The organism is Insulibacter thermoxylanivorax, from assembly GCF_015472005.1.
In the GTDB taxonomy this organism is placed as follows: domain Bacteria; phylum Bacillota; class Bacilli; order Paenibacillales; family DA-C8; genus Insulibacter; species Insulibacter thermoxylanivorax.
In genome coordinates this window covers 37,022-56,188 of the sequence record NZ_BMAQ01000008.1, presented here as the reverse complement: position 1 = coordinate 56,188, position 19,167 = coordinate 37,022, and the positions used below count along the sequence as shown (strand labels likewise).

Genomic DNA, 19,167 nt, shown 5'->3' with positions numbered 1-19,167 from the left:
GCGCATAAGCTGGTCAAGCTTACTCCTTGCCAAGCTCCTGGAACGCCTCTCTTACGATCTCGGCTTCGTGGAAGGGAATCTCTTCCTTGCCGATGACCTGCGTTCGTTCATGGCCTTTGCCGGCGATCAGGATCACATCGCCTGGACGACAGATCTCGACGGCATGGCGAATCGCTTCACGCCGGTCAACGATCGCCGTATAACGGCCGCCCTCCTCTTCGATCGCAGCGGCCACATCAGCGATGATCGCCTTGGGATCCTGCTCCTTCGGGTTATCCGTGGTGACCACAGACAGATCCGCCAAGCGGGCTGCCACCTTGCCCATGCCGCGCCGCTTGCTCAGGCCGAGTTCACCCGGCGCTGCATAGACGCCGAAGACGACGATCAGCCGTCCCTTCGTGAAAGGCTTCAGCGTCGTGATCGCCTTCTCTAGACTGTCCTCCGTATGGGCGAAGTCCACGACGACCTTGTAATCGTCCGTCTGATACACGACCTCCATGCGTCCTTGTATGCCTTGCACGGCCTCGATGCCCTGTTGAATATCGCCGGGGTCGATGCCGTTGGCATAGGCGCATGCGATCGCCGCTAAGCTGTTGTAAACATAGATGAGCCCGGGCAGCTGGACCTTCACGGGGAAGCTGTCCGCCGGCGTATGCGCCGTATAGGTCGTGTAATCCGCCGTCAGCTCGATCTCCGTCGCATAGACGTCCGCAGGCTGCTCGATGCCGTAGGTGATAAGTCTGGCCGGGAAGTTTGCAGGGAAGTTCGCAGCCTCTTCGCACAGCCGGCGGCCGTATGGGTCATCGATATTCACGATGTTGTAATCCTCGGCCATCTTGAACAAGCGCGCCTTAGCCGCATAGTACTCATCCATGCTGCGGTGCAGCTCCAGATGATCCGGCGTAAGATTCGTGAAGATCGCCGTGCGGAAGCGGCTGCAGGCGACCCTATCCAAGCTGAGAGCATGGGAGGAGACCTCCATCACGCAGTTCATGATGCCTGCGTCCGCCATCTCATGGAAGATCTGCTGCAGTTCCAGCGCCTCCGGCGTGGTCGGATTCTTGTTCTTCCGCAGCTGGCCGCCGATCAAGGTGCCGATCGTCCCGATCACGCCGACGGAGCGGTGCGCCTGCTCGAAGATCGATTTCACGAAGTAAGTGATCGAGGTCTTACCGTTCGTGCCCGTCACGCCGATGAGATTGAGCATATCCGTCGGCTGATTATAGAAGTTGGCAGCCAGCCGTGCCAGTGCATATCTTGTATCCTGCACTTGCAGCACAGTGACGTCATCGGCGATAGCGACGGGCTGCTCGATGAGGATGACCTCGGCACCGCGGCGGATGGCATCGGGGATATAGCGGTGTCCATCGACGGTGAAGCCCGTGATGGCGACGAACAGGCTGCCCGCTTGGACTTCCCGCGAATCATAGGCGATATGCGACACCGTGCGTTCCAAGGTCCCCTTGATCCGCTCATAGGTCAAACCTTGCAACAGATCGCTGAGCTGCATCCCGATCATCCCTTCCTTGCCGACTTCTGCGCGATGCGGCGAGCCGGCTTAAGGCGCAGTTTGCGAAGCACTTTGCCGGCGATGATCCCGGCGAAGGCGAAGGCCGGCTTCGGATCCTGCGGGTCCCAGATCGCCTCTACCTTGCGGAGCTTCAGCGTGCGCAGGACTTGTCCAAGGGTCAGCTGCTTCGTCCGCAGATAATCGCGCACAGCTAACAGATCTTCATACAGATACCAGAACACGGTGTTCGTCTCTTCGCGAATCGCCTGCGGCGGGAGCGGATCGCCCGTCAATTCGCGGTAGGTGATATAAGGGAAGTTCAACCCGATCTTATACAGCATATGGTTGAAGTTCGTCATGCGCACGTTGCACTCGATCAGATAGAACTTGCCGGTTTCGGCGTCTTTTTTGAACTCGATCTCGATGAATCCCTTGAAGCCGACGGCTTCGAGGAACTTCGCACCGATCTCATACAGCTCCGGCACCACCTTCTGCCGGGTGTAGACGGAGGCGCCGAAGTTGATCGGGTATTGACGGTATTTCTGACAGGTTACCCAGTGGGTCACCTTACCTTCCTGATTCAGATACGCATCGAAGGTATGCATGTGATCATCAAAGCCGGGGATGATCCGCTGCACGATCACTTCCAGCCCCGCCTGCTTCACCTTCTCCAATGCTTCCGTTAATTCCTCATGGTTATGTACTTTGAAGATCTTGCGCCGGAACACCGCCACGAACGCCGGTGAATCGACGGGTTTGACGATGCAAGGGAAGCCGATCAGCTGATCCACCTTCACCCGAAAATCCGGCTCCTCCGGCCGCACCGTCTCAGGCACAGCGACGCCGTGCTGCTTCGCCAAGCGCTCCAGCGATTCCTTATTCATCAACTTCGTATAGAGGCCTTGTTCGGTCTGAGGGATCAGATAGTACTTCTTGAGCTCAGGCAGATACCGGTCGATCACCTCGACATAGTTGTCATGGCAGGGGAACAGCACCGGCGGTGCACTTTGCTTCTTCGCATAATCGATGAGAAAATCAACAAACGCCCGTTCATCTTCCTGATAATGGGGCGATATCAAACGTTCAGATACATATTTGGACCTGGCGCCATAGGCTTGATCATCAGAATAATCCACCGCTACCGTATGGATGCCGTGAACACCCAGACAGCGAATCACGCTGAGTCCGATATAATAATTGCATCCGAGTATGACTGCTTTATTGTTCATAGTCGCACTCCCGCATCATGTAAAGTTTGCAAGGCGAATCCTGCTTCATCTGCTGCTGATGCAGATCCGCGATAGACCGCCTAGATTAAATGTATCTTAAACGATCCCATATTACAAATCGCGGGCCATGTACAGTCCCGGAGCTGAACACGGATTAATCGCGCCAATTCATGCGAATATCGCGGATGCCCTCCACTTTCCAGAGCGCTTCGAACAGCTGGTTAAATTGTTTGCCGCTGACGGCATATACTTGAAACTCCAGCATCAGATGCCGCTGATCCTGATCCGCGGTCTCATCGGTAATGTGCACCTTCTCGATCTTCAGCCTCGCCTGCTCGAGGATGGAGGTGACCTGATCCAGAGACGTCAGGCGTTCTTCAGTCACCATGTGGATGCGCAGGCTGCCCGACCGCCTGAAGGCCAGATAGCGCATCTCGAAGCGGTTCAAGAGCAGCGTGCTGAGCAGGACGAGCAGCGTAACGGCCACCGCCGGAACATAGAAGCCGGAGCCGACGCTTAAACCGATCGCCGCGGCCACCCACAGCGTAGCAGCCGTCGTCAGGCCGGAGATCACCTTATCCGAGCGGCGCAGGATCGCCCCTGCACCGAGGAAACCGATGCCGCTGACGACCTGTGCAGCCAGCCTCGCCGGATCGAAGCCGTAGATGGACGTCAACATGATGAGCGACGAACCCAGGGAGACAAGCAGATGCGTCTTCAAGCCGGCTTGCTTGTTCCTCCGCTCCCGCTCCCAGCCGATCATGCCGCCGAGCAAAGCAGAGAGCAATAATCGGCTGATGATCGTCGTCGTATCGATGATGATCTCGGGCATACCGCCACCTCCACGCTGTCACGAAGTCTTGCCTTCCAGATAACCTTGCTTTCCATAAACCTTGCTTGCATATAACTTTATAATGTTGCCATAATTTTTATAATGTTGCCTGTTGCCATAATCTTGATCATCTTGCCTTTCTCTTACAATTGTACTATCATAACATGATCCTATCATATACGATTCCTTGAGATCTGCACAATATCGGACAGTTCCTTGCGCACAAGCTCCCGCTCTGAAGCACATCTCGCCTCATCCCAGCCCAATCGCCGGGCGAGCACGCGGATCACCGCATCGACTGCCCCCTCTGCCCGCTTGCGATCGAAGAGCAGCCAGCCCGTTCTCCGCAGGAGGAAATCCAGCGCACTGAGCGTCATCTCCTCGTCGATGCAGTAGAGCACTTCCGCCGCAAGCAGCCGATCTTCTCTCTGCCGCTGCCCATCTTGCTGCCTTTCGGATCCGGGCTGTTCCCGATACAGATCAAGAACCCGCTGCATATTCACCCCATACCGCGACCACAGATCCCGCGCATCGCCTTCGGATATGCCAAGAGACGCGGCACACTCGATCATCTTCTGCTCCACAGCTGCAGCTGATTCATCCTCAGCGCCCGGAGCCGGTCCGCCGCTGACGGCGATGCGGTCCGTCGTGCAGGGCGGATAGATCGGACCGTATTCCTCCTCCAGCTGCATGGCGACGAGGTTGACGACTTTCTTCGCCATCTTGCGGAAGCCCGTCAGCTTGCCGCCGGCGATCGAGATCAGACCCGAGGGAGCGAGGAAGATCTCATCCTTGCGGGAGATCTCCGAGGGACGCTTGCCCGGCTCGTGGATGAGCGGTCTCAGCCCCGCCCAGCCGGACTCGATATCCGCTGCCGCAAGTTCGGCTTCAGGGAAGACGCGGTTCACCGCTTCGAGGAGATACGCGGCATCCTCCGCCGCAACCCTGGGCTCAGCGGGATCACCGTCATACTCCGTATCCGTTGTCCCGATATAAGTCTTCGCGCCGCGGGGGATCGCGAAGATCATCCGACCATCCGGCGCATCAAAATAAACCGCTTGCCGGATCGGCAGGCGCCCATGATCAACGACTAGATGGACCCCCTTGGTCAGACGCAGCTGCTTGCCTGTCAGGGACTGATCCAGCCGCCGCAGATGATCCACCCACGGTCCCGCTGCATTGACGATCCTGCGCGCATACAGAGAATAACGCCGCCCGCTTAACTGATCCTGGACTTGCACGCCGATCAGCCTGCTCCGCTTATAGAGAAAATCCACCGCCTGCACATAGTTACAAGCCAGAACGCCATGCAGCACCGCCGACTTGATGATCTCGATCGTCAGCCGCGCGTCATCGGTTGTGTATTCGTAATATAGCCCGGCGCCGCGCAGACCTTCCTGTTGCAGCAGCGGCTCAAGCCTCAGCGTCTCCTTCCGGTCCAGCATCCGGCGGCGTTCGCTCTTCTCCACCCCGGCCAGCCAATCGTACAGCCAGATCCCCAGGCTGCTCGTATAATAGCCGTACGTCCCGCCCTTATACACGGGAAGCAGCATCGGCACAGGCCTAATGAGATGCGGAAGGCGCTTATGCAAGAGCTTCCGTTCCCGTCCAACCTCGCGCACGAGCTTCCATTCTCCCTGCTTTAGATAACGAAGCCCGCCATGCACCAATTTCGTCGATCGGCTGCTCGTTCCGAAGGCAAAATCCCTCATCTCGATCAGCCCGACGGACATGCCTCGCACCGCAGCATCCCAAGCGATCCCCGCTCCCGTGATACCGCCGCCGATGACGAGGAGATCCAGCTCCTCCTGCGCCATACGCTCCAGAATCTCTTCCCGCCGATCAGCAGCCAGCGTCCCCTTCCGATGAGTATCCCTCATCCCCCAAACCTCCCAGCATATATCGCATGAAGTAACACACCCTGAAGCTGTTCTATGATGATTAACCCTATTATAATCCAAAAAAAAATCCCCCGCCTCACGCAAGGGCAAGCACCGGTGTGTGTCAAGCAATTGTGGGCAGCCTTCTAAGTTTGGTGAAAACTCATGTTTCATTGGCTGCAAGGATCTTGCGGTAGTCGACCAGATGCTTCTCATGACCACGCAAAAACCCTTTCAGCCGTTCCCAATCGGTACGTCGATCCTCTGGAATACTCTCCTTCGGTATGACATCCATCGCAGCAAACAATCCCTGCGGGTCATAAGCAGCCAGGGCTCGACGGACGGCTTTCCAATGCACAAGCAGTTCGCGCAAACTATGTTTTAATTCCCGCGCAACATGAAAGCGATCCAGCGTGTAAATGCAGCGGTGAAAATAGGATTCACACTCCCCGATCCACTCCGCTCCATCTCCATTGACAACCAACCATGTATCTTCATCCACATCATAGTGCTCGATCAGAAAGTCTCCAAAACCTTCCCAAAACGTTGCTTTTAAACATTGTTTCACCAATTATTCCTTTTTACTCCCCACAAACATTTTACACTCACCAAGCACCGCTTCCATACATCCAGCAGGGGATTCGCTTGAGAGATACCGCATCACATATCGCATCACATGATGAGCAGACTCACTGCCATCACCATCATTCCGCCGATCAAGCCATAGATGGACAGATGGCCTTCGTCGTATTTTTTGGCAGCCGGCAGCAGTCCGTCCAGCGAGATGAAGACCATGATGCCGGCCACAGCGGCAAAGATCACGCCGAACATCACATCGTTCAGGAAGGGCAGCAGGATCAGCATCGCCACAAGCGCTCCAAGGGGTTCGGATAACCCCGAGAGAAAAGACAACCGAAGCGCCTTGCGCTTATCCCCTGTAGCATAATAGATCGGCACGGATACGGCGATCCCTTCGGGAATATTGTGGATCGCGATCGCGATGGCGATGGCAATGCCCAGCGAAGGATCATGCAGCGTGGAAGCAAAGGTCGCAATCCCTTCAGGAAAGTTGTGGATGGCGATCGCCAGCGCCGTGAATACGCCCATCTTCAGCAGATTGGCATCGCTGCTTGCGGCAGCTTTGTCGCCTTCTTCCAACTTCTTCCCCTCATGGGGATTACCCTGGTTGGGTACCAGCCGGTCGATGAGCGCGATGAGCAGCATCCCGGCGAAGAAAGAAGCGACGGTGGTCCAGCTTCCCGCCCGCATACCGAGGGAATCAATGAGCGAGTCCTTCGCCTTGACGAAAATCTCGATCATCGAGACATAGATCATGACCCCCGCGGAGAATCCCAGAGAGAGAGACAGAAACTTCGTGTTCGTCCTCGATGCAAAAAAAGCCAGCAAACTGCCGATTCCTGTTGCTAATCCCGCCATGAGCGTCAGGCAGAAAGCTAAGATCACATTCCCCATGTGCGTCCACTCCCTCAACAAGCTGCATGTCATTAACTAAGCGGTTATCCGCCATTAAAGCGGCATGACGCAAACTTAGTAGCATGCTCCTAAATAAGTAGCGTGATATAAAAGAAGTAGCGTATCCTAAAATAAGTAGCATTGCACAAAAAAAGTTGTGTTCGAGCAAGTTTCTATTATTTTTATATTCTAAGGCTGGGGATTTAGAGCGTCAAGGAGTTCCGTTACACCCTTGCACGAGCTCTTCCACAATAGATAAGATAGCGCCCCAACAGAACTTTATGCACAACAAGAAGAGGACTTTCCCCATCAGGCATCGTCCGCTTGCCGGGTAAAGTCCTCTTCTTGTTTTTTTTCAATATTAGTTAGACCTTGATCTGCGGTCATCGATCTCGAGGGGCGCCTCTTCCTGCAAAGCAGCAAACTTCTCTGCAAGTTCTGCCGCAACACTTTCTGCCGGCTCGCGGAATCGCAAAACTCCGCCTTCCATCTCGCCGACATGAACGACGAGTTTGCTCAGACCATCGGCATAATGCACATCGATGACATAGTTGTGCAGCTTGTCCGCTGCATCAGGGGATACTGAGCGGCCTAAGGAATAGAACACGGGCACGCCTTGGATCAATACCGCCTCCTGCGAGCGGAGCGAACGGTTGCCGATGATGAGATCGGCACCTGCTTCTGCTGCCGCCTTGGCCAATCGCTCCTGCTTGGCCACCGGTGCCTCCCCGCTTCGGCGGTTGCCCATATGGATGAGCACGATGAGATAATCCACCTGCTCTTTAGCTTTGGTTACAGCTTGGATGACTTCGCTGTTGTCATAGGCTCGGGGAAGGCCGACACGGTTGCGGGAAGCAATCTGGTTCGCTTCATGAATGAGTCCCGCCAGCGAGACGAAACCAACCTTGCTGCCGTTCACATCGATGATCTGCGGTTCATAAACCGCCGGCATTTTGCCCAGGCCGATCACCGCATAGCCCTCATCCTGCAGTTGAGTCCATTCCTCCACTGCCGTATTCGACCAGATATCCGCTGTACCGAGATTGAGGATGAGCCGCTCTTTTCCGATCTCTTCCACCCAATCCGGCCGCTTCGTGGTCAGCCCTTCAATCGGTATGATATGCGTAACCTTGGCTGCATCGTTCCCTTCCAATTCCGGTATACCTGCAGCTGCATAAGAGATGTTCCCCCAGATGCGGAACACCGCTCCCGCTTCATCCTTCTGCGGGGGCATCACGCCGTCCGCTCCTTGTTCAGCGGGCCGTTCAGCAAGCCGTTGATCAGCGGTCGCAGCGCTTCCCGATTGTTTGCCGGAATCCTGTCCGGAATCCTGTTCTGATATAGCATCGTTTTGTCCAAACTGATCTTGCTCTCCCTGAGCTTCTCCAGATGTCGCCGCCCAACCATCTTCTCCATCTTCACTGGACTGATCTGCTTGATCAGCTTCGCCGGCATGATGGGCTCCACCGGCTTCATCCGCCCGATCAGCTCCATCGGTCTGATCCGCTTCAGCTTCATTGACTTTCCCGGTCCGAGCAGCCTCATCAGCTTGCTCGGACGTCTCCCCATCTTCCCCTGTTTGCAGCGTCCCGCTTCGCATGCCGGCCCCCTCTGAAGACGGCTCAGATTCATCGAAGCCCCCCGCCAGTTCCGTCTCTTCCGCCTCTTGGCCGGCTGCCGCTCCTCCGGCAGGATCTCCAGCCAACATGCCGTATGTTATGACCAAACCTGTCAGGACGGCGAAGGCCGCAACAGCCGCTAAGATGACCCGTTTCTTACGCTGTCGATACTTCAGCACTTGCTCAACCGACATGCGATAATAACCAAAAAGCTGATCAAGTTCGCCGATCGACAGCCGCAGTTCCCCCCTCTCTGCTTCACGCAGCCGTGCCGCGGGGATTCCCGTCGCTCGCTCGAGCGTTTGATAAGTGATGTTCCGATCCTCTCGAATCCTCTTAAGATTATGTACCAAGTTGTAATAATCCATGATGTACACCCCGAAATGTTGGTTGCATCCATATAAGTTCAAGTGGCTGTGTCTATATAAGTTCAACAGCAAGACAAGTCTCTTGCGACTCTGCTGTTCTATGATGGCTCAACAAATCTACGATGACATTCTAAGTCTATTAATGACGCTGCAAGTCTATTATATCGCTGCAAGCTCGTAGATGCGTTGTTGCTGAGGCTGAGACGACAGGAAGTGTGGTCTCAGCATGGGAAGCGTGCAGGCGGTGCTTGAGACGATAGAATGTGTCGACTTAGCATGGGAAGCTCGCATACGGCGATTGAGACGACAGAATGTGTCGACTCAGCATGGAAAGCGTGCGCAACGGCGATTGAGACGATATAAAATGTGGTCTCAGCATGATAACCACGCGTCCGGTGTTTGGGACAACAGAATGTGTCGACTCAGCATGGAAAGCGCGCATACGGCGATTGAGACGACAGAATGTGTCGACTCAGCATGGGAAGCCCGCATAACGGCGCTTGAGACGACAGAATGTGTCGACTCAGCATGGAAAGCGTGCGCAACGGCGACTGAGACGATAGATTGTGTCGACTCAGCATGGAAAGCCCGCATAACGGTGCTTGAGACGATAGATTGTGTCGACTCAGCATGGAAAGCGTGCGCAACGGCGACTGAGACGATATAAAATGTGGTCTCAGCATGATAACCACGCGTCCGGTGTTTGAGACGACAGAATGTGTGGTCTCAGTCTTTTTCTGACCCTGCAACCTTTATATGTTTCTCCAAACCCCTTATGACGATAAGTCTCTATGACCATAAGCCCATTTTATATATATCGGTCAATCCGAGTCGCATCTATAGGGTTGACATAAATAAAGCTGGCCGCAAGATCATCTTGCAGACCAGCCTGTTCCATAAGCATACGGGATCGCAGCCTGCTTATCGAACCATTAATTTGCACACATCGTTCGTATAGGCCAGCGGGTCAGCAATCGGCAATCCTTCGATCAACAGAGCTTGATTGTATAACAGATTTGTGTAGAGCTCGAGCTTCTCCTTGTCATGTTCGAAGGCGTCTTTGAGCGCTTGGAAAACTTCGTGATTCGGGTTCACTTCAAGCACTTTGTCCGCTTTGATGTCCTGACTGTTCGGCATCGCGCTCAGCACCTTCTCCATCTCGATGGAGACTTCGCCTTCCGCAGACAAACAGACAGGATGGCTCTTCAGCCGCGTCGAAGCTTTCACCGCTTTGACCTTATCCGCGAGCACCTTTTTCATGTATTCGAACAATTCCTTGTTTTCGGCTTCGGCTTTCTTCGCCTGTTCGTCATTTGCATCGGCTTCGATGCCCAAATCGCCGCTGGAGACATTCTTGAATTCCTTATCCTTGTACTTATTCAGCATCTTGATCGCAAATTCATCGATGTCTTCGGTAAAGTACAGGATCTCGTAACCCTTCTCCTTCACAAGTTCTGTCTGCGGCATGCGATCGATGCGTTCAATGGATTCACCAGTAGCATAGTAGATGTACTTCTGATCCTCCGGCATTCTGGATACATATTCATCCAGGGTAACGAGTTTCTTTTCTTTGGAGGAGTAGAACAACAGCAGGTCCTGCAGCATGTCTTTGTTCATGCCGTAGTCGCTGTACACGCCGAACTTCAGCTGTCGACCGAAGGCTTGGTAGAATTTCTCATAGCGGTCCCGCTCATCCTTCAACATGCTGACAAGGGCGCTTTTGATCTTGTTCTTGATATTCCTTGCGATCAGGTTGAGCTGGCGGTCATGCTGCAGCATCTCACGAGAGATGTTGAGGGACAGGTCTTCCGAGTCGACCATCCCTTTGACGAAGCTGAAGTAGTCGGGCAGCAGTTCCCCGCACTTGCTCATGATCAGCACGCCGTTGGAATAGAGCTCCAGGCCCTTCTCATAGTCCTTCGTATAATAATCGAAGGGAATATTCTCCGGAATGAATAGGATCGCGTTGTAGGAAACAACACCATCCGCACTGATATGGATGTGCTTGATGGGTTTGTCGTAGCCGTATCTTTTCTCTTGATAGAAATTCACATAGTCTTCTTCGGTCAGTTCGTTTTTGTTTCTTCGCCAGATCGGCACCATGCTGTTGATCGTCTGTTCTTCCACATGCTCTTCGAATTCGTTCTCGCTGCCTTCCTTCGGCTTCGTAACCTTCACATCCATTTTGATCGGATAGCGGATGAAGTCGGAGTATTTCTTGACGATCTGTCTCAGGCGGTATTCTTCGAGGAATTCATCATAGGACTCTTCCTCTGTGTTCGCTTTGATCTTCAGGATGATATCCGTGCCGACATGCTCCTTCTCCGCCGGTGTGATGATATAGCCGTCGACTCCGCTCGACTCCCAGCGGTACGCTTCATCGCTGCCCAGCGCCTTGCTGATCACCGTCACGGTGTCGGCAACCATGAAGGCCGAATAGAAACCGACGCCAAACTGACCGATGATGTTATGGCCGTCCTTCGCCTCATGCTCCGTCTTAAAGGCGAGCGAGCCGCTCTTCGCGATGACGCCGAGGTTCGTGTCGAGCTCCTCTTTCGTCATGCCGATCCCCGTATCGGAGATTGTCAAAGTCCGGTTCTCCTTATCCGGGATGATCTTGATATAGTAATCGTCCTTGTTGAACTCGATGTTGGGATCCGTCAAGGCTTTGTAGTAGATCTTGTCAATCGCATCGCTGGCATTGGAGATGAGTTCGCGCAGGAAGATCTCCTTCTGCGTGTAGATGGAGTTGATCATCATCTCCAACAATCGCTTCGACTCTGCCTGAAACTGTTTCTTCTCCATGGATGATCTCCTTTCCGTACATATCTAATTGCACCTGCATCATGCAACGTGGCATGGGGTGCAAGATATAACCCGATCTTCGAAAGGCAGTCCGGTCTTGGAGTTGTACAGTATGTTGCGACGTCTCGTATTGTTGCTGCTCGTAATGTTTTATGATATCTATGCGCTGCTCTTAAGTTACGTTTCTGGCCACACCTCTGTGTTAGCACTCTAGACCAGGGACTGCTAATCTCTAATTTATATTACCTAGGCATATTTTTGATGTCAATTAAACATGCCGGTTGTGCCCGTGTCTTGTAGCTTGCATTTTTTCGTACGCTGATCGACAGATTCTGTTGGTTCATGCAATGATCCCACCTCCGCACACGCTGAGTCAATACTTTCTGTCGGCTCACGAACCGTTCTCACGCACCGTTCCCCCTCCGCACACACTGAATCAACACTTTCTGTCGGCTCACACACCGTTCCCGCCACCGCACACGCCGAGCCAACACTTCTTGTCGACTCACGCACCGTTCCCGCTCACACACACGCTGAGTCAACACTTCTTGTCGACTCACACACCGTTCCCGCTCACGCACACGCTGAGTCAACACTTTCTGTCGGCTCACGAACCGTTCTCACGCACCGTTCTCCCTCCGCACACACTGAATCAACACTTTCTGTCGGCTCACGCACTGATCCCGCCACCGCACACGCCGAGTCAACACTTTCTGTCGGCTCACGCACTGATCCCGCCACCGCACACGCCGAGTCAACACTTTCTTCGGCTCACACACCGTTCCCGCTCACGCACACGCTGAGTCAACACTTTCTGTCGGCTCACACACCGTTCCCGCCACCGCACACACTGAGTCAACACTTCTTGTCGACTCACGCACCCTTCCCGCTCACACACACGCTGAGTCAACACTTCTTGTCGGCTCACACACCGTTCCCCCTCCGCACACGCTGAGTCAACACTTCTTGTCGGCTCACACACCGTTCCCCCTCCGCCCACGCTGAGTCAACACTTCTTGTCGGCTCACGCACCGTCCTCACACACCGTTCCAGCTCACGCACACGCTGAGAACACTTCTTGTCGACTCACCCTCTCCCTCCAATCTCTCCTTCCTCACGCTGCCTCTACCCCATCCTGCTGAGCTCTTTCCTTCCATCCGCCTAATCCACCTCATCCTGCCGAAGCTGCCGAGGCCCTCCCAGCCTCCTCACGCTGCCTCACTCCATCCCGTCAAAACTACCCTTTTTCTTCCTCCTCCCGAACTCCACTCCATCCGTCAAGGCTCTCTCTTCTCCCTCCCGCCGATCTCGCCATTCTTCCATGCAATATATCACAGCGAAAACGCCCTCATCAGGAGCACTTTCTGCATGTCGTCAAGATATCGTAACAGCTCATAATTGGCTAAGAATGAATTAGATCGAGTACAATAAAAATATGACCTTCTAAACATATGAACCAAATAACAAACTCGAGGTGTTGCTGTTGATGTGGTTCGCAAAAACCAAAGAAGAAACTCTGGAAGAATTAGGCGTCGATCCATCAGTCGGTCTCTCATCCGCCGAAGCCAAGTCCCGGCTGGAAAAGTACGGGGAGAACAAGCTGAAGGGTAAGCCGAAGAAGAGTTTAATCTCGCTTTTCTTCGCGCAGCTGAAAGATTGGCTCATCTATGTTCTCTTAGGAGCAGCGCTGATCACGCTCGTCGTAGGCGAGTATGTGGATACGATCATCATCCTGCTCGTCGTCATATTGAACGCGATCATCGGCGTCGCCCAAGAGCACAAAGCCGAAAAAGCGATAGAAGCGTTGCAGCAGATGACTACTCCGACGGCATTGGTGCGGCGGGACGGCAAAATCGTCGAGGTCCCATCCCACGAGGTCGTACCCGGAGATATCGTCATCTTGGATGCTGGACGATACATACCCGCGGATCTGCGGCTTCTCGAATCGGTGAACCTGCAGATCGAAGAATCCGCCCTGACGGGGGAGTCCGTCCCATCGGACAAGGATGCCGATGCCATCCACGAGGATCCGAAGACCCCTGTCGGCGACAAATCCAACATGGCCTTCATGTCGACACTCGTTACATACGGCAGAGGTGAAGGGGTCGTCGTTAGAACAGCGATGGAGACCGAGATGGGCAAGATCGCCAAGATTCTCGACGAAGATACCCAGGATCTAACGCCGCTGCAAAGAAGATTGGGTGAACTCGGCAAGACCCTGGGCACGATCGCCATCGCCATCTGTGCGCTGATCTTCATCATCGGCTGGCTGCAAGGACGAGACTTGTTCGATATGTTCCTCACCGCGATCAGCCTGGCCGTGGCTGCTATTCCAGAAGGGCTGCCGGCGATTGTCGCCATCGTCCTCGCGCTGGGCGTCACCCGCATGTCGAAGATCAATGCGATCGTCAAGAAATTGCCTGCGGTTGAGACGCTGGGCTCGGTCAACATCATCTGCTCTGACAAGACAGGCACCCTCACCCAGAACAAGATGACCGTGGTCAAGTACTTTACGCTGGATCATGAAGCTGAAGTCCCCAATACGGGTTCGGGCTTCGAAGCCGCGCCGGACGTGAAAGAGCTGATCAAAACCTTCGTGCTCTGCTCCGATGCCACCTATGAGAACGGGCAAGGAACCGGCGACCCTACGGAGATCGCACTGGTCGTCATGGGCGAGCGGTTCAATCTCCCCCGTGAGGCACTGCATACGACATATCGTCGCGTCGGAGAACGGCCCTTCGATTCGGATCGCAAACTGATGTCCACATTGAATCAGATGGAAGAGGGCTACCGCGTGCATACCAAAGGAGCCATCGACCAGATCTTGAAGATCTCCACGACCGCCTTGGTAGGCGGCAAGATCGTCCCGCTGACGGAAGAGATGAAGCAGCGTTATCTCGAAGCTTCCGAGGCGATGTCCAATGATGCCCTGCGCGTCCTTGGTGCGGCATTCAAGACAACGGATCGCATCCTGGAGCCGGAAGAGATGGAGAAGGATCTTACCGTTATCGGTTTCGTGGGCATGATCGATCCGCCGCGCGTGGAGGTTAAGGATTCGATCCATGAGGCGAAGATGGCCGGCATCACGCCGATCATGATCACCGGCGACCACAAGAATACCGCGTTCGCCATCGCTAAGGAACTCGGCATCGCTGAATCGATCACGCAGTGCATGACCGGTGCGGAGATCGATGCGCTGACGGATGAAAAGTTCGCGAAGCGAATCAGCCATTACCGCGTCTTCGCCCGCGTCTCGCCGGAGCACAAGGTGAAGATCGTGAAGGCGCTCAAGGATCAAGGCAACATCGTCTCGATGACCGGTGACGGCGTCAATGACGCGCCTTCCCTGAAGAGTGCGGACATCGGTGTAGCGATGGGCATCACCGGTACCGATGTCTCGAAGAGCGCCAGCGATATGATCCTGACCGACGACAACTTCACGACGATCGTGCACGCTGTACGGGAAGGACGGAACATCTACGAGAATATCAAAAAATCCGTTATCTTCCTGCTATCCTGCAACCTTGGAGAAGTCGTGGCCATCCTCGCATCCGTGCTGTTCTTCTGGCCGGTGCCGCTGATCGCCACTCAGATCCTATGGATCAACCTGCTGACCGATACCCTGCCTGCGATCGCACTGGGGGTAGACCCGGGCGACAAGGAAGTCATGAAGCGCAAGCCGCGCGATCCGAAGGAAAGCTTCTTCGCCCACGGAGCCGGCACAAGAGCAGCGTTGGGCGGTCTTTTGATCGGATTGATCACCATCATCGCCTTCGCTATCGGCTTAAACGCAGAAGGTTACAGCTTGAGCGCTGCGAATATCCCTGCTGAAGCACTGGCCCATGGGCGTACGATGGCCTTCATCGTATTGGCAGCTTCGCAGTTGTTCTATTCCTTGGCCAAACGCAACAACACCAAGTCCATCTTCCAGATCGGACTCTTCTCCAACAAATACTTGATCGGCGCCATCATCATCGGCTTGCTGCTGCAAGTTCTCGTCATCAATATCCCGGTCCTCGCGGCCGCATTTGGCATGCAGCCGATCTCCCTGGCTGACTGGGGCACCGCGATCGGGCTGGCCTTCCTGCCGCTGATCGTCAATGAGATCATCAAGATCTTCATGCGTATGCGCGAAGCTTAATACCAGGCAAGTCTCGAGAATCCCAATAAGGGCTGTCCTATCAGTTGGCAGATACCAGCTGATGGACGCCCTTTTTTATTCTCCCGTCCATCTACCATCGGTTTGATAGAAATGTATAAAAATGAAATAAAACGGAAATTCTAATCCTATCAAACCCATTTATGAAATATGAGGTTAAGGGAGGATGGGAGATATACCAATGTTAAGAAAAAGGATCGCCGGTGCCGGTTTGTGGCTGCTCGTACTGCTGATGATCACCACACCGGCATGGGGAATGGCGCAAGTACGGAAACCCGAACATTCTTATACTTATGTACCAAGTGAGAAATCGATCTATCAGAAACACGGCGGCAAAATAAACCACAGCGCCGGTACAACAGCTTTTCCAGAGATCATGCTGGAGGAATTACAAGCCTATTTCTATCAATATCCTACAACAGCGGTGAACACCGCTCGCTCCTATATCCCCAGCTATATTGTCGATCAGTACATGCTGAATTCCTATCAAACGCTGGGCAGCGAGGAACGCAGCGGCGATGTGCAAGCTGCTTCAGCAAACGCCAAACATACAGAAGCCAGCTATGTCGTGAAGAAGGGAGACACGCTGTACCGCATCTCCAAAATGTTCGGTGTATCCGTAGATGCGCTTAGGCTTCACAACAAAATCACCGATCCTTCCAAATTGCAGATTGGACAGGTACTCAGCATTCCTGCTGTAAAGCCGGATCAGGATCTCGCTGCATGGCTGAGCAGCAGCAAGCAGATTACCGATGTATTCTATGCTACGCTCACCGCTTATACAGCCGGTTACGAGTCCACGGGCAAGACCCCGTCCCATCCGGCTTACGGCATCACAGCCAGCGGTGCGAAAGTGAAGGAGAATCATACGATCGCCGTCGATCCGGATGTGATCCCTCTGGGAAGCTTGGTCTATATCGAAGGTATCGGGCTGCGCAAAGCAGAGGATACCGGTTCAGCGATCAAGGGACATAAGATCGACATCTATATTCCCGATTTGGAAGAAGCGCTGGCCTTCGGCGTGAAGGAGAATGTGCGAGTGTTTGTCCTCGGACCTGACAAGCGGGACGATGTTCGGATCGCCTCAGCCAAGCCCTGAAGCATCTGCTTCGGGGCTTTCTTGCCGCTTGGATATGCTGGTTCCTGTCCAACTCCGCTGCCCAAGCGATGAACGCACAGCTCGTGAAGTTCTATACCCCGGATAATGAGACCTTATACTTCGGATTGTTCGGCGGAACTGCCATCGTACTGGCCATTATCCTGTTCTCAGCTTCTAAGAACATCCACAGCTTCATGCGAGGTGCCGATTGAACCATATGAACACCAAGAAAAAGGATTCCCCAAAAGTCAGTATTTTCCTTATTCAAATCATGAGCAAACCATCGAGATCCCGTATGCGAATCCTGCGATGGGTGATCTGCTCGATATAGCCGGCTTCCTCGAATTCAGCCAGCTTGCGGCTGATCGTCTCAGGCGTCGTCCCGAGGTAGGATGCAAGATCTTTGCGGCTCATCGGCAGCTCGAATTCCAGATTCGGCTGATCCGAATTCCCGTCCGCACTCCCATCCGCATCTGCGCATTCAGCCAAGTACAAGGCGATCCTCGTGTCCGTCTTCTCACTGGAGAAGCGGGCCGCCTGGATCTCTGCGGCTTCCAGCCGCTGTGACAGTTCATGTAAGATCTTCAGCGCGATCGCCGGATATTGCAGCAGATAATGCTGCATGTCTTCTCGTCTGATAATACATACCTGAGTATCCTCCAGCGCCTCCGCATAGGAATCGTGCGTCGTCTCCTTGAACAGTGCAAGTTCCCCCGCAAAATCCCCCGCCGTCAAGATCCGGTGGATCTGCTCCTTGCCGGACTCCGACAAACGGTAGATCTTAATCTTGCCTTTATTGACGATATACAGGGCTTCCGAGGGATCACCCGCTCGATAGATCAGCTCGTTCTTCTTATACACTGCCGGACGGACCGCCTTGCCGATCTCCTGCATCTGCTGATCATCGAGATGATTGAAGATCGGCACGATCGCTATGCAGGAATGATGCGTACAGGACTGATTCGTGACAGAGTCATCCTTGCAGGATGAAGGATTACAGCCCACGGCCTGCTGATGATCAGAACATGCCATGCGGTGTCATCTCCCTTGGAATGGTTGGGTATAGCTTATCGCTGGTTTTGAACGGCTTTGCAGCGTCCTCTTGCATTCACGCTGGAACCTCCACCATTCATCCATGATCTTTCCTATATATCTGGCATGACCGCCGAATTATTCCTTGCGTTTGAACAGGATGCCTAGGGTATTCGGACCGCAGTGGCTGGTGATGGTGCAGCCGGCACGCGTGACGATGATTTCTTCGAAGGGGCCGAAGCTGGCCACCGACTCCTTGACCTTCTCTAGGACATCCTCAGGAATACTGGAATAGGTGATGAAGATCCGGCTGTAATCGATGTCAGTCCTGCCGCTCAGCCGATCCTTCACATAGTTGTCCAAGCAGCGGGCCAGGTTGCCGCGGTATTTCTTGCCGACCTGCATCTTGCCGTCGACGACCTCGATACATGGCTTGATCTGCAGCAGCTTCGCTCCGAAAGCTTCCAAGCCGGAGCAGCGTCCGCCTTTATGTAAATAGTCGAGTTTGTCTATGACGAAGCTTGCTTCCACCTTGGCTGCGGTCTCTTCTAACTTGCGGCAGATCTCCTCAGCGGAATAACCTTCCTTCGCCATCAGCGCCGCATCCATCACCAGATGCCCGCTGCCCGTTGAGAGATTGCGCGAATCAACCACATAGACATTGTCAAATTCCGCCGCTGCCATCTTCGCATTCTGATGACTGGAAGAGAATTCCGAACTGATGTTGATATGGATGACCGCCTCGTATTGACTCGACAGCTCTTGGAACAGATTCGTATATTCGAACAAGTTAGCCGCAGCGGTCTTGCAATGGATCCCTTCTTCCTCTGTATAGCGGAAAATATCTTCGGGCTTAATATTCACCCCGTCGTCGAAAGTCTTGTCCCCAACGACGATATGCAAGGGAACGATCTGAATACCTAAACTTTCAATAATTTCAGGTGATAGATCACATGTACTATCTGCGGTTATTTTGATCATGTCCAGCACACCTCTAAGTTTTATTTGGGACGAATTGCATCCCTTGATCATTCTTTCACATAGTTATATTGTATCACGAAAAAAAGCCAGCAAAAACTGACTGATAGACAACCCATTGACATGTGCGCATGAACATGCAGACGAGCAGATCCGGTGCTTGAGACGTCTGATGAATGAGTC

At 53.8% G+C, this 19,167-nt stretch carries 11 protein-coding genes and 2 pseudogenes; 3 read left to right on the top strand and 10 right to left on the bottom strand.

All coding sequences use genetic code 11. From position 1 onward, the window contains the following. Positions 1 to 19: 19 nt before the first annotated feature. The 8 genes and pseudogenes from PRECH8_RS05810 to htpG all read right to left on the bottom strand — a co-directional run bounded on the left by PRECH8_RS05810 (position 20) and on the right by htpG (position 11,716). A complete protein-coding gene (locus PRECH8_RS05810) occupies positions 20 to 1,519 on the bottom strand; it encodes a UDP-N-acetylmuramoyl-L-alanyl-D-glutamate--2,6-diaminopimelate ligase (RefSeq protein WP_200966156.1) in 1,500 nt (499 codons plus the stop codon). Further along, a complete protein-coding gene (locus PRECH8_RS05805) occupies positions 1,516 to 2,739 on the bottom strand; it encodes a carboxylate--amine ligase (protein WP_200966155.1) in 1,224 nt (407 codons plus the stop codon). Before PRECH8_RS05805 ends, PRECH8_RS05810 begins: the two co-directional genes overlap by 4 nt. Positions 2,740 to 2,893: 154 nt before the next feature. Continuing rightward, positions 2,894 to 3,571, bottom strand: a complete 678-nt coding sequence (locus tag PRECH8_RS05800) for an MgtC/SapB family protein (protein ID WP_200966154.1) — start codon at positions 3,569 to 3,571, stop codon at positions 2,894 to 2,896. Between the two features lie 173 nt (positions 3,572 to 3,744). After that, the gene (locus PRECH8_RS05795; RefSeq protein ID WP_200966153.1) at positions 3,745 to 5,451 is read right to left on the bottom strand and encodes a glycerol-3-phosphate dehydrogenase/oxidase; all 1,707 of its coding nucleotides are present in this window, start codon (positions 5,449 to 5,451) and stop codon (positions 3,745 to 3,747) included. A 172-nt stretch (positions 5,452 to 5,623) separates the two neighbouring features. Then, a pseudogene (locus PRECH8_RS05790) lies at positions 5,624 to 5,995 on the bottom strand (UPF0236 family transposase-like protein); the annotation flags it as partial. A 128-nt stretch (positions 5,996 to 6,123) separates the two neighbouring features. Beyond that, a complete protein-coding gene (gene zupT, locus PRECH8_RS05785; protein ID WP_200966151.1) occupies positions 6,124 to 6,924 on the bottom strand; it encodes a zinc transporter ZupT in 801 nt (266 codons plus the stop codon). 361 nt (positions 6,925 to 7,285) lie between these two features. Beyond that, positions 7,286 to 8,911 (bottom strand): CapA family protein, encoded by a 1,626-nt coding sequence (locus PRECH8_RS05780; protein WP_200966150.1) that lies wholly within the window; start codon positions 8,909 to 8,911, stop codon positions 7,286 to 7,288. 921 nt (positions 8,912 to 9,832) lie between these two features. Next, positions 9,833 to 11,716 carry a molecular chaperone HtpG gene (gene htpG / locus PRECH8_RS05775; protein WP_200966149.1) on the bottom strand — a complete coding sequence of 628 codons (1,884 nt, stop codon included), beginning with the start codon at positions 11,714 to 11,716 and terminating at the stop codon, positions 9,833 to 9,835. A 1,486-nt stretch (positions 11,717 to 13,202) separates the two neighbouring features. On the opposite strand from htpG, the gene PRECH8_RS05770 reads away from it, so the two are divergent. The 3 genes and pseudogenes from PRECH8_RS05770 to PRECH8_RS05760 form a co-directional block, all read left to right on the top strand. After that, positions 13,203 to 15,857, top strand: coding sequence for a cation-translocating P-type ATPase (locus PRECH8_RS05770; RefSeq protein ID WP_371871179.1), 2,655 nt, complete (start codon positions 13,203 to 13,205; stop codon positions 15,855 to 15,857). 199 nt (positions 15,858 to 16,056) lie between these two features. Beyond that, positions 16,057 to 16,974 carry a 3D domain-containing protein gene (locus PRECH8_RS05765; protein ID WP_242457455.1) on the top strand — a complete coding sequence of 306 codons (918 nt, stop codon included), beginning with the start codon at positions 16,057 to 16,059 and terminating at the stop codon, positions 16,972 to 16,974. Between the two features lie 38 nt (positions 16,975 to 17,012). Next, positions 17,013 to 17,186 (top strand): annotated as a pseudogene (locus PRECH8_RS05760) (MFS transporter); the annotation flags it as partial. Between the two features lie 52 nt (positions 17,187 to 17,238). Here the strand turns inward: PRECH8_RS05760 and PRECH8_RS05755 are convergent. Both PRECH8_RS05755 and PRECH8_RS05750 read right to left on the bottom strand, forming a co-directional pair. Next, the gene (locus PRECH8_RS05755; protein ID WP_242457454.1) at positions 17,239 to 17,901 is read right to left on the bottom strand and encodes a Crp/Fnr family transcriptional regulator; all 663 of its coding nucleotides are present in this window, start codon (positions 17,899 to 17,901) and stop codon (positions 17,239 to 17,241) included. Positions 17,902 to 18,144: 243 nt separating this feature from the next. Further along, on the bottom strand, positions 18,145 to 18,987 hold the full coding sequence (locus PRECH8_RS05750; protein ID WP_200966145.1) for a DegV family protein: 843 nt from the start codon (positions 18,985 to 18,987) through the stop codon (positions 18,145 to 18,147). Positions 18,988 to 19,167: the final 180 nt, after the last annotated feature.